Raw genomic sequence first — 18,687 nt, forward strand, 5'->3', positions numbered from 1 at the left:
AATCTCACGAAATCACCACCATGTCGCAACAACTTCAGCAGATCATCGACACCGCCTGGGAAAACCGCGCCGACTTTTCGCCCAAGTCGGCCCCGAACGACGTGCGTGAAGCCGTCGCCCACGTCATCGCCGAGCTGGACCGTGGCGCATTGCGCTGCGCCGAGAAGAAGGACGGCGACTGGGTCGTCAACCAGTGGGTGAAAAAGGCCGTGCTGCTGTCGTTCCGCCTGGAAGACAACGCACCGATGCCCGCCGGCGGCTACAGCCAGTTCTACGACAAGGTGCCCTCGAAGTTCGCCAACTACACGGCCGAAGACTTCGCCGCGGGCGGTTTCCGCGTCGTGCCGCCCGCCATCGCGCGCCGCGGCTCGTTCATCGCGAAGAACGTCGTGCTGATGCCGTCGTACACGAACATCGGCGCCTACGTCGATGAAGGCACGATGGTCGACACGTGGGCCACCGTCGGTTCGTGCGCGCAGATCGGCAAGAACGTGCACCTCTCGGGCGGCGTGGGCATCGGCGGCGTGCTGGAGCCGCTCCAGGCGAACCCGGTCATCATCGAAGACAACTGCTTCATCGGCGCGCGCTCGGAAGTCGTGGAAGGCGTGATCGTCGAAGAGAACTCGGTCATCTCGATGGGCGTGTACCTCGGCCAGTCGACCAAGATTTACGACCGCGAAACCGGCGAAGTCTCGTACGGCCGCATTCCGGCGGGCTCGGTCGTGGTCGCGGGCAACCTGCCCTCGAAGGACGGCTCGCACAGCCTGTACTGCGCCGTGATCGTCAAGAAGGTCGACGCCAAGACGCGCGCCAAGGTCGGCCTGAACGAGCTGCTGCGAGGCGACTGATGGCGAAGTCCGCCAAGACCGTCGTCTACGGCATTCCGAACTGCGACAGCGTGAAGAGGGCCCGCGTGTGGCTGGAGGAGCACGGCGTCGAGTTCGAGTTCCACGACTTCAAGAAAGCGGGCGTCTCGAACGCGCTGGTCCAGGACTGGCTGAAAGACGTCCCGCTCGATCAGCTCATCAACAAGCGCGGCACGACCTGGCGCGGCCTTTCGGACGTGCACAAGGCCGAAGCCGACACGACCGCCGGTGCAATCGCGCTGATGATCCACAAGCCGTCGATCATCAAGCGCCCCGTGGTCGTGGTGAACGGCCGCGTGAAGACGCTCGGTTTTTCCGCCGACCAGTATGCGGAGCTGTTCGTCTGAGCGCCGCATGAGACCGGTGCGCCCGATCCGCTCTACGGAAGGTCGTGCGCACACGGTCATGACACGTTGTTGCCGGCCCCTGCTCCCGCAGCGGCGCCGGCATTTTTATTGAAAGTGGTCCTTTTATGTCCGCCACCCTCGCCCTTACCGAAGCCCTGATCGCGCGCGCCTCCGTCACGCCCGACGACCAGCACTGCCAGCGCATCATGACCGAACGCCTTGGCGCGCTCGGCTTCGCGTGCGAAACGATCGAATCCAACGGCGTGACGAACCTCTGGGCCGTCAAGCGCGGCACTGCGGGCACGCAAGGCCCGCTGCTCGCCTTCGCGGGCCATACCGACGTCGTGCCGACCGGCCCCATCGAGCAATGGAGCTCGCCGCCGTTCCAGCCCTCGCACCGCGACGGCATTCTCTACGGCCGCGGCGCCGCCGACATGAAAACCTCGCTCGCGGCCTTCGTGGTGGCAAGCGAAGAGTTCGTGGCGGCGCATCCTCAGCATCGCGGCGCCATCGCGTTCCTCATCACGAGCGACGAGGAAGGCCCCGCCACCGACGGCACCGTGAAGGTCGTCGAGGCGCTCCAGGCGCGCGGCGAGAAGATGGACTACTGCATCGTAGGCGAGCCGACTTCGACGAATACGCTCGGCGACTGCGTGAAGAACGGCCGCCGCGGCTCGATGTCGGGCAAGCTCGTCGTGAAGGGCGTGCAGGGGCACATCGCCTATCCACATCTCGCGAAGAATCCCGTGCACCTGCTGGCGCCCGCGCTCGCCGAACTCGTGGCCGAAAAATGGGACGACGGCAACGAATATTTCCCGCCCACCACGTGGCAGGTGTCGAACATGCACAGCGGCACGGGCGCGAGCAACGTGATTCCGGGCCACGCCGACGTGATGTTCAACTTCCGCTTCTCGACCGCGAGCACGGTGGAAGGCCTGCAACAGCGCGTGCACGCGATCCTCGACAAGCACGGTCTGGAATACGACCTGCACTGGAGCGTGAGCGGCCTGCCCTTCCTCACCCCGCGCGGCGACCTCTCGAACGCGCTCGAAAAGGCGATTCACGACGAAACGGGCGTCACGACCGAGCTTTCGACCACGGGCGGCACCTCGGACGGCCGCTTCATCGCGCGCATGTGCGAACAGGTGGTGGAGTTCGGGCCGCCCAACGCCAGCATCCACAAGATCGATGAGCATATCGAAGTGAAATTCATCGATCCGCTCAAGAACGTCTACCGCCGCGTGCTCGAACAACTGATCGCCTGATCCATCCACCGCACACGCTCTGGAGTCCAGAACATGACCCATCCGCTCGCCACCACCTTCGGCTCCGTGCGCGATTTGCTGCGCTACGGCGTCTCGCGCTTTTCCGCCGCGCAACTCGCGTTCGGCCACGGCTCGAGCAATGCTTACGACGAAGCCGCGTACCTGATCCTGCACACGCTGCATCTGCCGCTCGACCTGCTCGACCCGTTCATGGACGCGCGCCTCACGACCGAGGAAGTCGACAAGGTGCTCGGCGTGATCGAGCGCCGCGCGAACGATCGCGTACCCGCCGCCTACATCACGCAGGAAGCGTGGATGCACGGCCTGCGCTTCTATGTGGACGAACGCGTGATCGTGCCGCGCTCGTTCATTGGCGAGCTGCTCGCAGACGGGCTGCAACCCTACGTGGAAGATCCCGAGCAAGTGACCGCCGTGCTGGAACTGTGCACCGGCTCGGCGAGCCTTGCGATCCTCGCGGCGCACGCGTTCCCGAACGCCGATATCGACGCCGTGGACCTTTCCGCGCCCGCGCTCGAAGTGGCGCGACGCAACGTCCACGATCACGACCTGGACGAGCGCATCGCCCTCTTCGAAGGCGATCTGTACGCGCCGCTGGCTGAGCGCCGCTATGACGTGATCATCACGAACCCGCCGTACGTGAACACCGATTCGATGCAGGCGCTGCCGCCCGAGTACCGTCACGAGCCGGAAATGGCGCTCGCAGGCGGCGCGGACGGGATGGACATCGTGCGCCGCATCATCAAGGACGCGCGCAACTGGCTCACCGACGACGGCGTGCTGGTGGTCGAGATCGGCAACGAGCGCGAGAACGTCGAAGCCGCGTTTGGCGGCCTCGATCTCGTCTGGCTCTCGACGAGCGCCGGCGACGATCAGGTGTTCCTGATCCAGGCCTGCGACTTGCCGGTCTGATGGTCTAATGGTCTGACGGACCTGCGCGAACGCGTCGCGGCGCCCGTGCGCCGCTTTTTGACGCGGGTCGCCGCGCGCAGGACTGGGACGATAGCCGTCGCGGCAGCGGGTTCGGTAAGATTGAGCCCTCCGGCCGTGCGCCTCCCGGTGCAGGCCGGCCCTGCGTCCGGCCCCAGGGAGCGTCCCACGCCGCTATGCGATTCGACTGGTCACACCTTGGCACGCTGCTCGCGATCATCCATCTGCTTGGGCTGATCGCGGCGTGCCACGCCATCCTCAATACGCGCACCTCACAGGGCGCGATTGCCTGGGCCGTCTCGCTCGCGGCGATGCCCTACCTCACGCTCGTCCCGTATCTCTTCCTTGGCCGCAGCAAGTTCGCGGGCTATGCCGACGCGCGGCGCCTGCGCAACGAAACCTTGCGCTCGCGCGCCCATGCGCCCGAATGGGACAAGCTCGTCTCCGCAGGCGAATGGCCCGCTGACGAACTGGGCGTGCGCGTGATCCGCACGTTCGCGCGCCTGGGCGGCATGCCGCTCGTGCCCGGCAACTCGGTGCGCACGCTCGTGAATGGCGAGGCGACCTTCTCCGCCATTTTCGACGCGATCGAGCGCGCCCGGCACTACGTGATCGTGCAGTTCTTCATCGTGCACGCCGACGCGCTCGGCGACATGCTCAAGGACGTGCTGCTCGACTGCGCGAAACGCGGCGTGCGCGTGTATTTCCTCTACGACAGCATCGGCTCGTTCGACCTGCCCGCCAGCTACGTGCACGAATTGCAGGACGGCGGCGTGGAGGTGCACCCGTTCTCCACGAAGCGCCACTTCGTCAACCGCTTCCAGCTCAATTTCCGCAACCACCGCAAGATCGTCGTGGTGGACGGCCACCACGCGTTCGTGGGCGGCCATAACGTGGGCATCGAATACCTGGGCGCGAATCCGCGCCTCTCGCCCTGGCGCGACACGCATATCGAGCTGCGCGGGCCGGTCGTCGCCAACGTGCAGTTCGCCTTTACCGAGGACTGGTACTGGGCCACCCAGCAGTTGCCCGGCTGCGAACCGCCCACGGTCGTGCCGCAGGAAGGCGACGACATGTACTGCCTCGTGATGCCCACCGGCCCGGCGGACCGCCAGGAGACCTGCTCGCTCTTCTTCGTGGAAGCAATCAACGCGGCGAAAAAGCGCGTGTGGATCACCACGCCCTACCTCGTGCCCGACGAAGCCGTGTTCTCGGCGCTGCGCCTCGCAGTGCTGCGCGGCGTGGACGTGCGCATCATGATTCCGAGCCGCCGCGATCATTACGTGGTGTTCGAGGCGTCCACGCTGTACGCCTTCGACGCCGTGCGCGCGGGCATCCGCATCTTCCGCTACAAGCCGGGCTTCCTGCACCAGAAGGTCGTGCTGATCGATGACGTGGCCGCGGCCATTGGCAGCGCGAATCTCGACAACCGGTCGTTCCGCCTGAACTTCGAGATCATGGTGCTGACCGTGCATCGGGGCTTCGCCGCCGAAGTCGAGGCGATGCTGCTGCGCGACTTCGAGGAGACCTTCGAGATCGATCGCAGCGAGTACCGCGACGCGCCCGCCTGGCGCAAGATCACGATGCATCTCGCGCGGCTCTTCGCGCCGATTCTCTAGCGCAATGCTCGCCCGGCGGTGCTCAAAGCCGCTTTTCGATATCTGCCGCGATCGCCTCGGGTTTCGTGACCGGCGCATAGCGCTTCACCACGTTGCCGCTGCGGTCGACGAGAAACTTCGTGAAATTCCACTTGATGCCCTCGAGCCCGAGCAGTCCCGGCGCCTCGCCCGTGAGCCAGCGATACAGCGGGTGCGCGTTCGCTCCGTTGACGTCGATTTTCTCGAACATGGGAAACGTCACGCCGTAGTTCTTCTCGCAGAAACTGCCGATCTGCGCGGCGTCGCCGGGCTCCTGCTTGCCGAACTGGTTGCACGGAAAGCCGAGCACCGCGAGGCCGCGCGCGGCGTACTCGTCGTAGAGCTTTTGCAGGCCTGCGTACTGCGGCGTGAATCCGCACTCGCTCGCCGTATTGACGATCAAGAGCACCTTGCCCGTATAGCGGTCGAGACTGACCGGCTCGCCGCCGCCAAGCGGTTGCGCCGAAAACGAATAGATCGAAGTCATCTGGCTCTCCCCTGGAAAAGCGCCAGTCTACGTGAGAATGCATGCAATTCGCACTCGACCAAACGGCTAGCCGAACGGCTGATGCCGGCGACGCCGTGTACCCGGCTAAAATAGCGCTTTCTCTCGTTTCCTTCCTGCCGGCGCCGTCGTGATCCGCTTCAACCAATTCAGTCTTGCCCGCGGCACCAAGCCGCTTTTCGAGCAAACCTCGTTCACGCTGAACCCCGGCGAAAAGGCCGGTCTCGTCGGCGCAAACGGCGCGGGCAAATCGACCCTGTTCGCCGTGCTGCGCGGCGAACTGCACGCGGACGCCGGCGACTTCTCGCTGCCGCCGTCCTGGCGCATCGCGCACGTCGCGCAGGAAACCCCGGCGGTGGACCGCACCGCGCTCGACTACACGCTCGACGGCGACGCCGCGCTGCGCGAGATCGAGGCGCGCATCGCCGCGGCCTCGGCGGCACACGACGGCGCGGCCGAAGCCGAGGCGCACGGCGCCTTCGCCGACGCCGACGGCTACACCGCCCCGGCGCGGGCGGAAGCCCTGCTGCTCGGGCTCGGCTTCACGCTCGACCAAACGCGCCAGCCCGTGTCGAGCTTCTCGGGCGGCTGGCGCATGCGCCTGAACCTCGCGCAGGCGCTGATGTGCCGCTCCGACCTCCTGCTGCTCGACGAACCCACGAACCACCTGGATCTGGACGCGATCGTCTGGCTCGAAGACTGGCTGCACCGCTATCCCGGCACGCTCGTCGTGATCTCGCACGACCGCGAATTCCTCGACTCGGTCTGTAACGTCACGCTGCATCTGGAAAACCAGCAGGTCAAACGCTACGGCGGCAATTACTCGCAGTTCGAGATCCTGCGCGCGCAACAACTGGCGCTCCAGCAAAACGCCTATGAAAAACAGCAGCGCACCGTCGCGCATCTGCAAAGCTTCATCGACCGCTTCAAGGCCAAGGCCACCAAGGCTCGCCAGGCGCAAAGCCGCGTGAAGGCGCTCGAAAAAATGGAACTGATCGCGCCCGCGCACGCCAGCTCGCCGTTCACGTTCGAATTTCGTGCGCCCGACTCCGCGCCCAACCCCATGCTCGTCATGGAAAACGTGCGCTGCGGCTATCGCGCCGAAGACGGCAGCGAAACGCCCATCGTCGAACGCGTGACGCTGTCGATCCAGAACGGCCAGCGCATCGGCCTGCTCGGCGCGAACGGCCAGGGCAAGTCCACGCTCATCAAGACGCTCGCGGGCACGCTCGCACCGCTCTCGGGCGACCTGCGCACGGGCAAGGGCCTGCAAATCGGCTATTTCGCGCAGCATCAGCTCGAAACGCTGCGACCCGACGACACCCCGCTCCAGCATCTCGCGCGTCTTGCGCCCGACACGCGCGAGCAGGAACTGCGCGACTTCCTCGGCGGCTTCAACTTCCCGGGCGAGATGGCCACGGCGCCCATCGCGCCGTTCTCGGGCGGCGAAAAGGCGCGCCTCGCGCTCGCGCTCATCATCTGGCAAAAGCCCAACCTGCTGCTGCTCGACGAGCCGACCAACCACCTCGACCTCGAAACGCGCCACGCGCTCACCATGGCGCTCGCGCAGTTCGAAGGCACGCTGATTCTCGTGTCGCACGACCGGCATCTGCTGCGCGCCACGACCGATCAGTTCATGCTGGTGGCGAAGCACCGCCTCCAGCCGTTCGACGGCGACCTCGACGATTACCGCGACTGGCTGCTCCAGCACGCGGCCGAGCAACGCGCGGCGCTCAAGGAGGCGGCATCCGGCACGGCGAATGCGGCGAACGGCGCAGGCGCGGGCGACGGCGTCAACCGCAAGGAGCAACGCCGTCAGGAAGCCGAGCAGCGCCAGAAGGTGGCGCATCTGAAGAAGCCGTTGCAGGTGAAAATCGGCAAGATCGAAAAGGAAATGGACGCGCTCAACGCCGAAAAGAGTACGCTCGACACCTTCGTCGCCAACCCGGCGAGCTACGAGCCCGAGCAAAAGAGCCGCCTGACCGAGGCAATCCGCCGCCAGGCCGAAGTGCAGTCGCGCCTCGATGCGCTCGAAGCCGAATGGCTCGACGCGCACGAGGAACTCGAACAGATCGGCTAGCGCAGCGCACTTTCACCGACTTGTCCAGGCACAGCCGCCTTTTCCGCCACGTCCATTCGCCAGGGAGCCACGAGTGTCGTCACCCGCCGCCGCATTGCAGGGCCTTCGCGTACTCGATCTGACCCGCCTTCTGCCCGGGCCCGTGGCCACCTTGCGGCTCGCGGAAATGGGCGCCGACGTGCTGAAGATCGAGCCGCCCGGCGCCGGAGACGCGGCGCGCGTCATGATGCAAAGCGCCGTCGACGAAGTGGCCGCGCGGCCCGGCGCGTTTTACCTCCTCGTCAATCGCGGCAAGCGTGAAACGCGGCTCGATCTGAAGACCGAGAACGGGCGCGCGGTACTGCTCGCCCTCGCGCGCGACGCCGACGTGCTCGTGGAGAGTTTTCGGCCCGGCGTGATGGACCGTCTCGGGGTCGGATACGAGGTGCTGCGCGCCGTGAATCCCAAGCTCGTGTATTGCGCGATCACCGGTTACGGCGCGACCGGCCCGTTTGCCGGTCATCCGGGTCATGACATCAACTATGTCGCCTACGCGGGCGTGCTCGACCAGCTCGCCACGCGCGACGGCGCGCCGGTGCTGCCCAACTTCCAGATCGCCGACCTGCTCGGCGGCGCGCTCTCGGCCGTCACGCAGATGCTCGCGGCGCTCTGGCATGTGGCGCGCGGCGGCGAAGGCCGTTTCGTCGATGTTTCCATGGCGCATGCGAGCTACGCGCATAACGTGGTCGCACAGGTCGCGCTCGCCAACGACGACGCCGCGGCGCTGCAACCCGGCGGCGGCCTGCTCAACGGCGGCGTGCCCTGCTACAACCTCTATCGCACCCAGGACGGCCGCTGGCTCGCCGTCGGCGCGCTGGAGCTGAAATTCTGGCAAACGCTTTGCCAGGCCATCGGCCGCGACGACTGGGCCGAGCGGCACTGGAGCCTCGGTCAGGCGATCGGCGGCGCCGACGCCGCCGCGCTCACGCGCGAGCTGGCGGCCATCATTGCATCCGAGTCGCTGCAAACCTGGATCGACCGGCTGGAATCCATCGCCTGCTGCGTGTCGCCGGTCCTGACGCCTGGTGAAGCGTCACGCCACCCGCTCTTCAACGCCGAAGTGTTGCAGGCCATCATGGACGAAATGGCCGCGAAGAAGCAGGCCGAGGAGGCCGGGCTCGGCCAGCCGGCCGGGCAGCCGCATGGCGCGCCGTTCGGACAAGCGGGCTATCAGGGGCAAGCAGGACAACCTGGACAGAGCGGACAAAGCGCACAACCCGGTCAAACCGGCACAGGGGCCAATCCGGGCGCACCGGACACCCCGGGGGCGAAAAAGCCCTTCACCTACGGACCGTGGGGCTGAGCGCCCGCGCGCAAACCGGCCGCGCAATGAAAAATGGGCGCTTCGTAGCGCCCATTTTTACCGGCTAGCGTCGCGGCAGCGTTTGCCGCGGAGCGCGTTCGTCGTCGTACAGCACATATTTGCGGCCTTCCACGTGGTGCGCGATGGTGCTGCGCACTTCGGCCGCCGTCACGTCTTCGGCCACGACGCGGCGCGAAATGCGCCCGTCGCCGTCGATCCACTCGACAATGCGGCAAGTGCTGCCCCAAGGTTGCATGAGCGGCTGCGAAACCCGGCAGCCGCGTACGACGATCGAACGATCGCCGACGGACGTATCAGTCTGTTTCAAGTCGCTATCCTTTTTGCTCTGGACACGTGTGGAACATCGGCCCCAAGGATAGGGAAATCGCGAATCGAAAAGGTTACAGCGGCGACCAGGGTTGTTACTAATCATTACGCGACAGTACAGGCGTTTTTGCCTGCGCCGCCGCGCTCAATCGAGTTCGCGCACCCGGCCGATCGCCTCCTCGATGCGCTCCACCGCAATCACCTGTAAACCTTCGATCGGCTGTTTCGGCGCATTGGCGCGGGGAATCAGCGCGCATGAAAAGCCGAGCTTCGCCGCTTCCTTCAAGCGATCCTGGCCGCGTGGCGAGGGTCGGATCTCGCCGGCCAGCCCCACTTCGCCAAAAACGATCAGACCCTTGGGCAACGCCTTGTTACGCATCGATGAATGGATGGAGAGCAGCACGGCCAGATCGGCGGCCGGTTCGGTGATCTTCACACCGCCCACGGCGTTGAGGAAAACATCCTGATCGAAGCACGCAATACCCGCGTGCCGATGCAGCACCGCGAGCAGCATGGCGAGCCGGTTCTGCTCGAGGCCGACGGCGAGGCGGCGCGGATTGGGCACATGCGCGGTGTCGACGAGCGCCTGCACCTCGACGAGCAGCGGCCGCGAGCCTTCCTGCGTCACGAGCACGCACGAACCGGGCACGCTTTGCTCGTGCTGCGAGAGAAAGAGCGCGGACGGATTCGCCACGCCGCGCAAGCCCTTCTCGGTCATCGCGAACACGCCCAGCTCGTTGACCGCGCCAAAGCGGTTCTTGAACGCGCGCACGAGACGGAACGACGAATGCGTGTCGCCCTCGAAGTACAGCACGGTGTCGACGATGTGCTCCAGCACGCGCGGGCCCGCGAGGTTGCCCTCTTTCGTCACGTGCCCGACCATGATGATCGCGGTACCCGACTGCTTCGCGATGCGCGTGAGTTGCGCCGCGCATTCGCGCACCTGGGCGACCGAGCCCGGCGCGGACGTCAGCGCTTCGGAATAGATCGTCTGGATGGAGTCGATCACGGCGACATCGAGCTTTTCCGTCTCGATCGTCGCCTGGATTTTTTCGAGCTGAATTTCGGCGAGCAGTTGCAGTTCGCTCGCCATCGAGCCCGGATCGAGCAGCGCCAACCGTTGCGCGCGCAACGCGATCTGCGCCGCCGATTCCTCGCCGCTCACGTAGAGCGCGCGACGCTCCGCGGCGATCTGCGCGAGCGACTGCAACAGCAGCGTCGACTTGCCGATGCCCGGATCGCCGCCGATCAGCACCACGCCGCCCGCCACGAGCCCGCCGCCCAACACGCGGTCGAACTCGCCCACGCCGGTGGTGAAGCGCGGCACGTCGGACGCCTCGATATCGGCGAGACGGCGCACCGGCGCGCTCTTCGCGAGCGACTGGAAGCGGTGACTGCCCGCCGTTTCCGCCACGCCTTCCACGAGTGTGTTCCACGCTCCGCACGCGGGGCACTGGCCTTGCCACTTGGGCGCTTGCCCGCCACATTCCGTGCACGTATACAGCGTTTTGACCTTCGCCATGCTCTTTGCCATGGCGTTATTCGGCGCGCACCGGCACGCGCGGCGCCACCGCGCACATCAGCTCGTAGCCGATCGTGCCGCAGGCTTTCGCGACGTCGTCGATCGGCAGGTTCGCGCCCCACAGCTCCACGCGCGCGCCCACGCCCGCACCGTGCACCGGCGTGAGGTCGACGGTGAGCATGTCCATGGAGACGCGGCCCACGACGCGTGTGAGCACGCCGTCGACGATCACCGGCGTGCCTTCGGGCGCGACGCGCGGGTAGCCGTCGGCGTAACCGCACGCCACCACGCCGATGCGCATGGGCTTGCGCGCCGTGAAGGTCGAGCCGTAGCCGACGGTTTGCCCTTCGGCCACGTTTTGCGTCGCGATGAGTTCTGAGGCGAGCGTCATGGCCGGTTGCAGGCCCACGCCGTCGAGCGCCGTGGCGACGCCCGAAGGCGAGGCGCCATACAGAATGATGCCGGGCCGCACCCAGTCGAAGTGCGTGGACGGATGCCAGAGCGTGGCGGCCGAATTGGCGAGACTGCGCGTGCCCGCAATGCCCTGCGCGCCGCGCTCGAACGCCGCCATCTGCTCGCCCACGCCACGCGGCGTGTCGGCATCCGAGAAGTGGGTCATCAATGTGATCTGGCCGATGCCGGCATTCGCGCGCGCGCGCTCCCAGGCGGCGCGATACTTCTCCGGCGTGTAGCCGAGCCGGTTCATGCCGCTGTTCATCTTGAGCTGGATATTGACCGGCTTCGAGAGCCGCGCCATTTCGAGCATGCGCATCTGCTCGTCGCAATGGACGACGGTCGTGAGGCTATAGCGGTCGATCACGTCGATGTCGGTCGGCCGGAAAAAGCCTTCGAGCAGCAGGATCGGACCTGCCCAGCCGAGCTCGCGCAGCTTCGCCGCCTCCTCGAGGTCGAGAAGGCCGAAACCGTCCGTCGCGCGCAGGCCCGGAAACGCTCGCGCAAGCCCGTGCCCGTAGGCATTGGCCTTCACGACGGCCCAGATCTTCGACTGTGGCGCGTACTTGCGGACGACGGCGAGATTATTGGCGAGAGCGGCGGTATGAATCGTTGCTGAGAGGGGGCGCGGCATGGGAGATATTTTCACAAAGACGCTTTTGAATCAGGAGCTTACAGGGTGTTTTCAGCGCCCGGCAGGCCCGCCTGATGGGCGGTCAAGGATTGTGCTAGTCCGAATGCACCTATTTTCGTGATATAAAGCCCTGCGCACAACCCATTTCGAACGTAATAAGCCCGGATGCCTCCCACCCGTCCGGGGCGGACGGACCGCAGCGAGGAAAGCATCGCATCAGATGAAAAAAGGCTTTTACACCATCATGGCCGCGCAGTTTTTTTCGTCGTTGGCCGACAATGCGCTCCTGATCGCTGCAATTGCACTGCTGAAAGATCTCCACGCCCCGAACTGGATGACGCCGCTGCTCAAGCTGTTTTTCGTCCTTTCCTACGTCGTTCTTGCCGCCTTCGTCGGCGCCTTCGCAGATTCCCGCCCCAAGGGCCGCGTGATGTTCATCACGAACACAATCAAGGTCGTGGGCTGCGCCATGATGCTGGCGGGCACCCACCCTTTGCTCGCCTACGGCGTGGTGGGCTTCGGCGCGGCGGCCTATTCGCCTGCCAAATACGGCATTCTCACCGAGCTGTTGCCGCCTGAGCGCCTCGTCGCCGCCAACGGCTGGATCGAGGGCACCACGGTCGGCTCGATCATCCTCGGCACCGTGCTGGGCGGCGCGCTGATCAGCCCCCACATCGCCTCGCATGTGATCAAGCACACGCCCGCCGCGATCAACACGCCGGCCGAAGCCGCGATGCTCGTCATCATGGTGATCTATGTGATCGCCGCGCTCTTCAACCTGCGCATTCCCGACACCGGCGCACGCTACCCGCGCCAGCAGCACGGCGTCGTGCGCCTCATCACCGATTTCGCCGATTGTTTCAACACCCTCTGGCACGACAAGCTCGGCCAGATCTCGCTGGCGGTCACGACGCTCTTCTGGGGCGCGGGCGCGACGCTCCAGTTCATCGTGCTCAAATGGGCCGAAGTATCGCTCGGCATGTCGCTCTCCGAAGGCGCGGTGCTCCAGGCCGTGGTGGCCGTGGGCGTGGCGGCCGGCGCGATGATCGCCGCCGCGCGCATCCCGCTCAAGAAGTCGCTTTCGGTGCTGCCCGTCGGCATCATCATGGGTATCGCCGTGATGCTGATGGCGTTCTACACGCGCCATCTCTTTCCGCCGCATTGGGGCCTGCATATCGGCCATCTGCGCATTCCGGGCTACCTCGTTTTCGCCTACATTTTCCTCATGATCGTGGGCGGTCTCTCGGGCTTCTTCGTGGTGCCGATGAACGCGCTGCTCCAGCATCGCGGCCACGTGCTGCTCTCGGCCGGCCACTCCATCGCCGTGCAGAACTTCAACGAGAACCTCTCGGTGCTCATCATGCTGTGCCTCTATGCCGTGCTCGTCTGGCTCGACGTGCCGGTGACCATCGTCATCGTGCTGTTCGGCACTTTCGTCTGCCTGATGATGTGGCTCGTGATGCGCCGCCACCAGGCGAATCAACGCTCGTTCGACTCGGTCGCGCTGATCGGCGAAAATCACAGGCATTGATCACCGGCGCGCGGGCGCGTGGATGCGAGCCGCTGCACGCGCTTGCATAGCCGCCCGCCGTGTTTGCCGAACCGACTCTTTCCTGCGCACGCGCGGCTGGGCCGTCCAAACCCGCCGCGCGCGACGCGCACCTGACGCTGCCATGAACTCACCGATTTTCAACGTCCTCACGATCGCCGGCTCCGACTCGGGCGGCGGCGCCGGCATTCAGGCCGACCTCAAGGCGTTCTCCGCGCTCGGCGCCTACGGCGCGAGCGTCATCACGGCGCTCACCGCGCAGAATACGCGCGGCGTCACCGCGATCCACGCGCCCGACGCGGACTTCGTGACCGCCCAGCTCGACGCCGTGTTCGACGACATCCGCATCGACGCCGTGAAGATCGGCATGCTCGCGAACGCCTCGATCGTGCGCGCCGTGGCCGATGCGCTGCGCCGCCACCGCCCGCCGCGCGTCGTGCTCGACACCGTGATGATCTCGAAGAGCAACCACGCGCTGCTCGCACCCGAGGCCGTGGCCGCCCTGCGCGACGAGTTGCTGCCGCTCGCGGGCATCGTCACGCCGAATCTGCCGGAAGCCGCCGCGCTGCTCGGCGTGGCGCCCGCCACCGACGAAGCGGCCATGGTCGAACAAGGCGAAGCGCTGCGCTCGCTCGGCGCGCAGGCCGTGCTGATGAAAGGCGGCCACCTCGGCAGCCAGGACAGTCCCGACTGGCTGATCGAAGCGGGCGGCACGCTGCGCCTGGGCGGCCCGCGCGTGCCGGTCACCAATACGCACGGCACGGGCTGCACGCTTTCTTCCGCGATCGCCGCGCTCTGGCCGCAACACGGCGGGCTCGCGCCGGCGGTCGGCGAGGCCAAGCAGTATCTGACTGCGGCGCTCGAAGCGAGCCAGCGCCTCGACGTCGGCCACGGCGTCGGGCCGGTGCATCATTTCTGGCGCTGGTGGTGAGCGAGATCGCGCTCGCTTGTTGACGGGCTTGTTGACGGGCTTATCGCCGGTCTTGTTGACGCGCGTATTCGGCCGCGAGTTCGGGCCAGTCGTCAGGAACGATGAAGCCGCGCGAGCACTCGCGATAACCGCCCGCGCTGTCAGCCATGAAGGCGGCGACGAGCGCCGGGTCGTGCGGCCGGGTGAGCGCCGCGAGTAGCGTTTCGGGGTCCGCCGGAGCGGCGAGCGCCGTCAAGATGGCGTCGCCTCCCGGCTGCGCCGCGTCGCGCGGCAGCGTACGCGGAGCGAGCCACGCGAGCCTTGGCAGCGCACACCAGCCACTGGCCGCTTGCCGCTGCGCGAATGCCGGCCACTCCGAACGCGTCACCCACCAGCCGCGCCCGTGATCGGCGGCAAGCTCCGGGGCGTCTTGCACGGGCGACGGCATGACCTCTCCCGCGCGATAAAAGAGCCTGCCCTTCACGAGCATCTGCGCGGGCCACGGACCACCGAGACCGAGCGAAGCGAACTCTTCACGCTCGGTCAGGCGTAGTTGATGTTCTCGCAGATGGGCGAGCTTCAGATCGAAGCGATCGCGCAGATTCGGTCCCACGTAATCCGCAAGCGATGCGCCCGCGTCACCCGCCCCCACGTGCAGGTAGAACTTCACCGCCAGTTCCCAATGCAGGCGTTCACCCGAGCGTGACTGCACGAGAAAATCGCACTCGCCCAGCGTGCGCCCCGCGTGGCGCAGCGCCACATTCTGCGCAACGAGCCGCGCGGCAGGACCGTTCGCGAGAAACCAGCCAAGCAGGTTTTCGGCATAGCGCCCGAGTCGCGTGGTCGGCGCGGCGGCAAGCGCTTCGTGCAAACGCGCGGGATCGCGATCGAGCCGGACGAGCCAGTCGCGCGCGGCGTCCGGTCCCCCAGCATCGGCCCACAGCTGCGCGAGCGGGGCCAAGGGCGGTTGTGCGCGCAACAGATCGGCGCTGAAGAGCAGCCATGCGAGATCGCGCACGGCCCAATCGGTAAGGATGTCGAGTGCGTCGCGGCTGGCGGGCTCGACAGCGCGGGCGGCGTCGAACGGCCCGCCCTCGCCTGCGGCACCGGATGCGTCCGCCGGCCGCGCGGCGTTCATCAGTCGCCGCCGGACGCCGCGCGCCACGTATCGCGCGCAAGACAGAGATCGGCCCAGGCCTTCGCTTTGTCCTGGAGACTGCGCAGCAAATACGCGGGGTGGTAGGTGACGATGACGGGCACGCCTTCGTACTCATGCACGCGTCCGCGCAGCGACGCGATGCTGCCGTCGGTCTTGAGCAGGCTCTGCGCCGCGAAGCGGCCGAGCGCGACGATGATCTTCGGCTTCACGAGCGCCACCTGACGTTGCAGATACGGCTCGCAGCGCGCGACTTCATCGGGCTCGGGATTGCGGTTGCCGGGCGGCCGGCATTTGATGACGTTCGCGATGTAGACGTTCTCGCCGCGAGCGAGCGAGAGTGCGCGCAGCATGTTGTCGAGCAGCTTGCCCGCCTGGCCGACGAAGGGCTCGCCCTGGCGGTCCTCGTTTTCGCCGGGCGCCTCGCCGATCAGCATCCATTCCGCCTCGCGGTCGCCCACGCCGAACACGGTGTTCGTGCGCTTCTCGCACAGGCGGCAGCGCGTGCACGACGCAACGCGCCCGGCGAGCGCGTCCCAGTCGAGCGTCGCAACGTCGTCGCGCGCGGCGCTGTTCGACTGCGCGCCTGGGGCGTCGTGCGGCAACGCCGGCTCGGCGACGCTGTCGAACCAGGCGAAATCGTCTTCGGTGAAGGGCGGCGGTTCGTCGGAAGAAAGCGGCGCCGCCTTCACGACGGGCGCGGCGCGCGGGGCCGCTTCGGGCGCCGGCAATGGATCGGCCTGTTGCGCGACGGTTTCACGCGGCGCGGCAACCGGTGTCGCAGCCTGTGCGACCGGCGCTTCGACGCGCGAGCGCGTCGGTTCAGGCGCGGCCTCGCGCGCGATCGGCGGCGCAACGGCAATCGCTTCGCCAGCGGCTTCGGCAGCCGCTTCGACTGACGCCGGTAGCGCCGCCACGGCAGTCCGTGCGCCCTTGCGCACCCAGCGCGGCGCGAGCCCTAACTCCTCCAGCGCGATCTCATCGAGCGGCATCCGCGCCCTCCCCTGCAAAAGAAAAACGCATCACGAGTGCGTCCTCGCGGCTGTGATGCCGCGCCGGATAGTAGTTCTTGCGACGGCCGATCGTGATGAACCCGAACTGCTCGTACAGACGGATCGCGCGATGATTCGACGGCCGCACTTCGAGCAGCAGCCCTTCGAGCCCCTGCGTGTGCGCAATGCGCACCGCCTCGCGCAGCATCGCGAGGCCCGCGCCCACGCCTTGCGCCGGAGGCGCCACGCACAGGTTCAGGAGATGCATCTCGTCCACCACCGGCATCAGCACGCAATAGCCGATCAGCGTGCCCGTGACGTGGCGCATGCACAGGCCGTAGTAGCCGTTGCGCAGCGAGTCCTCGAAGTTGCCGCGCGACCACGGAAACTCGTAAGCCAACCGCTCGACGATCACGACCTCATCCAGATCGCTCTCGGTCATCGGCGACAGATAGCGCTCCGTCATGAGCACGCCGCTCATCGTGAGCCCTCGCCACCGGTCCCGCCTGGCTGTGCCCCGGCCTTCGCGGCCAGACGCTCGGCCGTGGTCTGAGCGACCTTGTTGCGCACGTATTCGGGCGCGGCCTGGTCGGCGCGTTGCGTGCGACCCGCGCGATACGCGCGCAGCGCCGCGTGGGCGAGCGGCAGCGCATGCGGCAGCGCCTCGCCGTCGACGGTGCGCGCGGCAGCGGCGGCGCTCAGCCGTGCGCCGAACGCGGCGGCCGCGTTGCCGGCCAGCGTGAAGGGCTCTTCAGGGGCGACGATGCGCTCGGGCGCGTCGAGCGACGCGCCTTGCAGCGTGCGCCAGTCGCCGGCTTCGGCGTCCCAGGCGTAGTCGGCCCAGTAGGCTTCGTCCATGCGCGCGTCGAGCGCGGCCAGCACGCGTGTGGCGCCGGGGTCGCGCAGCCGCGCGCTTTCCGCGCACACGAGCAGCGTGCCCACCGGCACCACCGGAATATCGAGGCCGAACGCGAGCCCCTGAGCCACGCCCGTTGCTGTGCGCAGTCCCGTGAACGAGCCCGGCCCCGCGCCAAACGCAATCGCGTCGCAGTCGGCGAGCGTCAGCCCGGCTTCTTCGAACAATTCGCCGATGGCCGGCAAGAGGCGCGTGCTGGAAACCGCCCCGGTGGCCTCGTGGCGCACCCAGACGCTCACTTCGGAGCGCGACCCGGCGGTGGGCTCCAGGGCGGTAGTTCCACTGGCGGAGGGGGAAGCCTGCGCGCCGCCCGGGGCGACGCGAAGCAGCGCGACCGAGCAATATTCGGTCGAGGTATCGAGGGCAAGCAGCACGGTTTCATTCATGAGCGCTATTGTAATGCCCCGCCCCCCACGCGGGCCCCCGGCGCTCGCCATGCGACGCACACGCCATCGCGTGGAGGGGCGCGAATGCCCATGCGTTCGCGCCCCGAGTGGAGGAATCGCTCCAGCCTTTCGCCGGGTTGCGCTGCTACCATCGGCGCAGACCTGAATCAACATGCGGAGAAAAAAACCATGAGCGATGTGAACGCCCTGTTCGCGCAAGCCCAGCAAGACGTGCAGCAACTCCCGGAGCGTCCCGGCAACCTGACGCTCCTGCGTCTGTACGCGCTCTTCAAGCAGGCAACCGAAGGCGACGTGCACGGCGACAAGCCCGGCTTCACCGATATCGTCGGCAAATACAAGTACGACGCGTGGGCCGCCCTGCAAGGCACGGCGCAGGATACGGCGAAGCAGCAGTATGTCGAGCTCGTCGAGTCGCTCAAGAGCGGCGCCACGAGCTGATCTCCACGCGGCTCCCGCAGTTCCCCCTCAGCCGCCCCCACGGGGCGGGCCGCGTGAGCGCACGCCGTCCCGCCCGCCTCCTCTTGCGCCGCCCGCCCCCTGCGGCATATTGTTCTGGCGCGACGCAACAAAACGAGATATAATCCGCGCTGCGTTGCTGCTCCGGTCGCTAGTTCGATCAGCGCAACGCCACGTAGCGTTAAGCTCCAATCCAGTTTAGAACCTGTCCCCCCCTGCCGTGGCCCTGTTTTCGGGCCGTCAAGAATCAGGCTGGCGACTGGCCAATCCCGGCCTTGGTCGCACCCAAAACAGCTTCTAACGAAAATCCGCGGATGTGTGCGGATTGCCCCCGTTTTTCGATTTGTTCGCAAAATCCGACGACTTGGGTATGCC

18 protein-coding genes are annotated in these 18,687 nt (G+C 66.8%); 10 read left to right on the forward strand and 8 right to left on the reverse strand.

All coding sequences use genetic code 11. The features are described from left to right. Window positions 1–20: 20 nt before the first annotated feature. The 5 genes from dapD to cls all read left to right on the forward strand — a co-directional run bounded on the left by dapD (window position 21) and on the right by cls (window position 5,045). Entirely contained in the window at window positions 21–848 is an 828-nt protein-coding gene (dapD, locus tag C7401_RS18340) for a 2,3,4,5-tetrahydropyridine-2,6-dicarboxylate N-succinyltransferase (RefSeq protein WP_112172816.1), read from the forward strand. Then, a complete protein-coding gene (locus C7401_RS18345; protein ID WP_112172817.1) occupies window positions 848–1,213 on the forward strand; it encodes an ArsC family reductase in 366 nt (121 codons plus the stop codon). The genes dapD and C7401_RS18345 overlap by 1 nt, the downstream gene beginning before the upstream one ends. Before the next feature lie 125 nt (window positions 1,214–1,338). Then, complete coding sequence (gene dapE, locus C7401_RS18350) at window positions 1,339–2,478, forward strand: succinyl-diaminopimelate desuccinylase (protein WP_112172818.1); 1,140 nt, start codon at window positions 1,339–1,341, stop codon at window positions 2,476–2,478. A gap of 33 nt (window positions 2,479–2,511) precedes the next feature. Then, window positions 2,512–3,408 carry a 50S ribosomal protein L3 N(5)-glutamine methyltransferase gene (prmB, locus tag C7401_RS18355; RefSeq protein ID WP_112172819.1) on the forward strand — a complete coding sequence of 299 codons (897 nt, stop codon included), beginning with the start codon at window positions 2,512–2,514 and terminating at the stop codon, window positions 3,406–3,408. 194 nt (window positions 3,409–3,602) lie between these two features. Continuing rightward, a complete protein-coding gene (gene cls, locus C7401_RS18360; RefSeq protein WP_112172820.1) occupies window positions 3,603–5,045 on the forward strand; it encodes a cardiolipin synthase in 1,443 nt (480 codons plus the stop codon). Between the two features lie 22 nt (window positions 5,046–5,067). Here the strand turns inward: cls and C7401_RS18365 are convergent, their stop codons facing one another. After that, window positions 5,068–5,550 (reverse strand): glutathione peroxidase, encoded by a 483-nt coding sequence (locus tag C7401_RS18365; RefSeq protein ID WP_112172821.1) that lies wholly within the window; start codon window positions 5,548–5,550, stop codon window positions 5,068–5,070. Between the two features lie 148 nt (window positions 5,551–5,698). On the opposite strand from C7401_RS18365, the gene C7401_RS18370 reads away from it, so the two are divergent. Both C7401_RS18370 and C7401_RS18375 read left to right on the forward strand, forming a co-directional pair. Further along, window positions 5,699–7,648 carry an ATP-binding cassette domain-containing protein gene (locus C7401_RS18370; RefSeq protein WP_112172822.1) on the forward strand — a complete coding sequence of 650 codons (1,950 nt, stop codon included), beginning with the start codon at window positions 5,699–5,701 and terminating at the stop codon, window positions 7,646–7,648. Between the two features lie 73 nt (window positions 7,649–7,721). Further along, on the forward strand, window positions 7,722–8,990 hold the full coding sequence (locus tag C7401_RS18375) for a CaiB/BaiF CoA transferase family protein (RefSeq protein ID WP_373864442.1): 1,269 nt from the start codon (window positions 7,722–7,724) through the stop codon (window positions 8,988–8,990). Between the two features lie 64 nt (window positions 8,991–9,054). On the opposite strand, the gene C7401_RS18380 is transcribed toward C7401_RS18375, so the two are convergent. From C7401_RS18380 to alr, 3 genes are all read right to left on the reverse strand, one after another. Next, entirely contained in the window at window positions 9,055–9,318 is a 264-nt protein-coding gene (locus tag C7401_RS18380) for a DUF2866 domain-containing protein (RefSeq protein WP_181565608.1), read from the reverse strand. A gap of 144 nt (window positions 9,319–9,462) precedes the next feature. Further along, on the reverse strand, window positions 9,463–10,839 hold the full coding sequence (gene radA, locus C7401_RS18385) for a DNA repair protein RadA (protein ID WP_112172825.1): 1,377 nt from the start codon (window positions 10,837–10,839) through the stop codon (window positions 9,463–9,465). Between the two features lie 16 nt (window positions 10,840–10,855). Continuing rightward, a complete protein-coding gene (alr, locus tag C7401_RS18390) occupies window positions 10,856–11,926 on the reverse strand; it encodes an alanine racemase (RefSeq protein ID WP_112172826.1) in 1,071 nt (356 codons plus the stop codon). 220 nt (window positions 11,927–12,146) lie between these two features. Between alr and lplT the strand changes: the two genes are divergently transcribed. Beyond that, window positions 12,147–13,457, forward strand: a complete 1,311-nt coding sequence (gene lplT, locus C7401_RS18395; protein WP_112172827.1) for a lysophospholipid transporter LplT — start codon at window positions 12,147–12,149, stop codon at window positions 13,455–13,457. Window positions 13,458–13,599: 142 nt separating this feature from the next. Beyond that, window positions 13,600–14,406 (forward strand): bifunctional hydroxymethylpyrimidine kinase/phosphomethylpyrimidine kinase, encoded by an 807-nt coding sequence (gene thiD / locus C7401_RS18400; protein WP_112172828.1) that lies wholly within the window; start codon window positions 13,600–13,602, stop codon window positions 14,404–14,406. Between the two features lie 40 nt (window positions 14,407–14,446). On the opposite strand, the gene C7401_RS18405 is transcribed toward thiD, so the two are convergent. From C7401_RS18405 to tsaB, 4 genes are read right to left on the reverse strand one after another with little or no spacing between them, the layout of a single operon-like run. Beyond that, window positions 14,447–15,523 (reverse strand): DUF1853 family protein, encoded by a 1,077-nt coding sequence (locus C7401_RS18405; protein ID WP_112172934.1) that lies wholly within the window; start codon window positions 15,521–15,523, stop codon window positions 14,447–14,449. Next, the gene (locus C7401_RS18410; protein ID WP_112172829.1) at window positions 15,523–16,533 is read right to left on the reverse strand and encodes a uracil-DNA glycosylase; all 1,011 of its coding nucleotides are present in this window, start codon (window positions 16,531–16,533) and stop codon (window positions 15,523–15,525) included. The genes C7401_RS18405 and C7401_RS18410 overlap by 1 nt, the downstream gene beginning before the upstream one ends. Beyond that, window positions 16,520–17,014 carry a ribosomal protein S18-alanine N-acetyltransferase gene (gene rimI, locus C7401_RS18415; protein WP_112172830.1) on the reverse strand — a complete coding sequence of 165 codons (495 nt, stop codon included), beginning with the start codon at window positions 17,012–17,014 and terminating at the stop codon, window positions 16,520–16,522. The genes C7401_RS18410 and rimI overlap by 14 nt, the downstream gene beginning before the upstream one ends. Beyond that, window positions 17,011–17,835 carry a tRNA (adenosine(37)-N6)-threonylcarbamoyltransferase complex dimerization subunit type 1 TsaB gene (gene tsaB, locus C7401_RS18420; protein ID WP_112172831.1) on the reverse strand — a complete coding sequence of 275 codons (825 nt, stop codon included), beginning with the start codon at window positions 17,833–17,835 and terminating at the stop codon, window positions 17,011–17,013. The genes rimI and tsaB overlap by 4 nt, the downstream gene beginning before the upstream one ends. A gap of 189 nt (window positions 17,836–18,024) precedes the next feature. On the opposite strand from tsaB, the gene C7401_RS18425 reads away from it, so the two are divergent. Further along, window positions 18,025–18,294 carry an acyl-CoA-binding protein gene (locus tag C7401_RS18425; protein WP_112172832.1) on the forward strand — a complete coding sequence of 90 codons (270 nt, stop codon included), beginning with the start codon at window positions 18,025–18,027 and terminating at the stop codon, window positions 18,292–18,294. The last annotated feature ends 393 nt before the right edge of the window (window positions 18,295–18,687 follow it).

This window comes from Paraburkholderia unamae, from assembly GCF_003268775.1.
Taxonomy (GTDB): domain Bacteria; phylum Pseudomonadota; class Gammaproteobacteria; order Burkholderiales; family Burkholderiaceae; genus Paraburkholderia; species Paraburkholderia unamae.

Bases quoted from the DNA above. Each gene is read 5' to 3' on its own strand.
- cls (WP_112172820.1), top strand. From the start codon at position 3,603: ATGCGATTCGACTGGTCACACCTTGGCACGCTGCTCGCGATCATCCAT.
- dapD (WP_112172816.1), top strand. From the start codon at position 21: ATGTCGCAACAACTTCAGCAGATCATCGACACCGCCTGGGAAAACCGC.
- radA (WP_112172825.1), bottom strand. From the start codon at position 10,839: ATGGCGAAGGTCAAAACGCTGTATACGTGCACGGAATGTGGCGGGCAA.
- dapE (WP_112172818.1), top strand. From the start codon at position 1,339: ATGTCCGCCACCCTCGCCCTTACCGAAGCCCTGATCGCGCGCGCCTCC.
- alr (WP_112172826.1), bottom strand. From the start codon at position 11,926: ATGCCGCGCCCCCTCTCAGCAACGATTCATACCGCCGCTCTCGCCAAT.
- rimI (WP_112172830.1), bottom strand. From the start codon at position 17,014: ATGAGCGGCGTGCTCATGACGGAGCGCTATCTGTCGCCGATGACCGAG.
- thiD (WP_112172828.1), top strand. From the start codon at position 13,600: ATGAACTCACCGATTTTCAACGTCCTCACGATCGCCGGCTCCGACTCG.
- C7401_RS18410 (WP_112172829.1), bottom strand. From the start codon at position 16,533: ATGCCGCTCGATGAGATCGCGCTGGAGGAGTTAGGGCTCGCGCCGCGC.
- C7401_RS18425 (WP_112172832.1), top strand. From the start codon at position 18,025: ATGAGCGATGTGAACGCCCTGTTCGCGCAAGCCCAGCAAGACGTGCAG.
- tsaB (WP_112172831.1), bottom strand. From the start codon at position 17,835: ATGAATGAAACCGTGCTGCTTGCCCTCGATACCTCGACCGAATATTGC.
- C7401_RS18365 (WP_112172821.1), bottom strand. From the start codon at position 5,550: ATGACTTCGATCTATTCGTTTTCGGCGCAACCGCTTGGCGGCGGCGAG.
- C7401_RS18405 (WP_112172934.1), bottom strand. From the start codon at position 15,523: ATGAACGCCGCGCGGCCGGCGGACGCATCCGGTGCCGCAGGCGAGGGC.
- C7401_RS18345 (WP_112172817.1), top strand. From the start codon at position 848: ATGGCGAAGTCCGCCAAGACCGTCGTCTACGGCATTCCGAACTGCGAC.
- prmB (WP_112172819.1), top strand. From the start codon at position 2,512: ATGACCCATCCGCTCGCCACCACCTTCGGCTCCGTGCGCGATTTGCTG.
- lplT (WP_112172827.1), top strand. From the start codon at position 12,147: ATGAAAAAAGGCTTTTACACCATCATGGCCGCGCAGTTTTTTTCGTCG.